Genomic DNA, 1,598 nt, shown 5'->3' with positions numbered 1-1,598 from the left:
ATATATAGGAAATTATGCTTTTGCAGGAATGTGGATAAATTTGTAGAAGGATAAAAATATTATGAGCCCAAAACAAAGAGGAAAGCACATTAAAGTTAAAACAATATTGAATGATCACTGGGAAGTGTTTAAGATTAAACATCTTCCAGGTAGAGTGCCTGCTGATATGTTAAACCATGTAATTGATCAGGTAGAAAAATCAATGAAATGTGGTAATCCAGAGAATGGTTATGCTAAATATAAATGCCTGGACTGTGGTGAAGAGCATATTGTTAGCTTCAGCTGTAAAAGTAGGTTCTGCTCTAGATGTGGTAAAGTTTATGTAGATAAATGGGTAGACAAACAGGTTGATATGATCTTAGATGTCAGCCATAGACACATGGTATTTACTGTTCCAGAAGAATTAAGAGGATATATTTACTGGCAAAGAGATATCATTAAAGATTTAAGTGATAAAGTGGCAGAATTAATTCAAAGATATATAGATAAAAAAGGTAAAATTCATAAATATGAAGCTGGAATAATAACAGTAGTTCATACATTTGGCCGTGATATGAGTTTTAATCCTCATGTTCATGCATTAATAGCAGAAGGTGCATTAGATAAATATAATCAGTGGAGTAAAGTTGGATATTTTTCCTACAAATATTTAAGAAAAGCCTGGCAGAAAGTACTTTTAGATATCTTTAAAGAAAGATTTTCTGATAATCCAAAAGTTCAAAATCTAATTAGATATTTCTATAGAAGATACAAAGAAGGGTTTTATGTCAATGCAGAAAGTAGAATGAATAGTGCTCGAGGAGCAGCAAAATACATAGGAAGATATTTAGCCAGACCAGCTATTGCAGAATATAGAATTTTAGAGTATGATGGGAAAAAGGTAAGGTTCTGGTATGAAGATCATAAAACAAAAAAGAGAGTGGAATTAGAGCTATCAGCCATGAAATTTATTGGTAGAATAATAATGCATATTCCACCCAAATATTTTAAGATGACCAGACGGTATGGACTCTACAGAAGAGGCTACAATAAAAGAGTGAAAAAGATAGTGGCTCTCTGGAAATACATGAAAAGAAGACAGTTAAGATTAATCACAGAGCAGAAAGTTACTAGATCATTAAGCTGGAGAGAAAGAATGATAAAAAGTTTTGGAAAAGATCCAGTAAGGTGTAAAAACTGTTGTAAAGAGATGGTTTTGTATGAGATCTGGCATCCATTATATGATTTTCTGTATCATATAGAACATACCGATGATAGAGGAAGATATATTAAAAGCAATAGTTGGGAGGTTGATCCAAGATATGAAAGAAAAAAACTGGCAAGAAGATATGGAGATCCCATTCCATTCCCCAGAAGACACAGACAAAGAGTGGTATAAATTTGAATGTCCTAAGTGTGGGGAAGAAGATGAAGTCCCAGGTTATGTGATAGATGAGTTTGCAATGGGAAAAGATTTGAAAGAAGGAGAAATGCCAGGAGTGGCATGTCCTGAATGTGGTGCAGAAATGAAGTTTAAATACACATTTGAAAGATAAAACCCTACTAAAGAAATATTAATTAACTTCTATAGTAGGGTGGCCGTTAGGCCATTTTGTTCT

At 33.2% G+C, this 1,598-nt stretch carries 2 protein-coding genes; both read left to right on the top strand.

The annotated features are described in order from the left end of the window. The first annotated feature begins 61 nt into the window (after window positions 1-61). Window positions 62-1,378 carry an IS91 family transposase gene (locus tag C8C76_RS14950; RefSeq protein ID WP_108143046.1) on the top strand — a complete coding sequence of 439 codons (1,317 nt, stop codon included), beginning with the start codon at window positions 62-64 and terminating at the stop codon, window positions 1,376-1,378. Continuing rightward, window positions 1,302-1,535 (top strand): hypothetical protein, encoded by a 234-nt coding sequence (locus tag C8C76_RS14945; protein WP_108143044.1) that lies wholly within the window; start codon window positions 1,302-1,304, stop codon window positions 1,533-1,535. Before C8C76_RS14950 ends, C8C76_RS14945 begins: the two co-directional genes overlap by 77 nt. Window positions 1,536-1,598 lie beyond the last annotated feature (63 nt).

Origin of the sequence: Halanaerobium saccharolyticum (assembly GCF_003053565.1) — a bacterium.
Taxonomy (GTDB): domain Bacteria; phylum Bacillota; class Halanaerobiia; order Halanaerobiales; family Halanaerobiaceae; genus Halanaerobium; species Halanaerobium saccharolyticum_B.
This window is presented reverse-complemented; position numbering and strand designations above follow the sequence as displayed.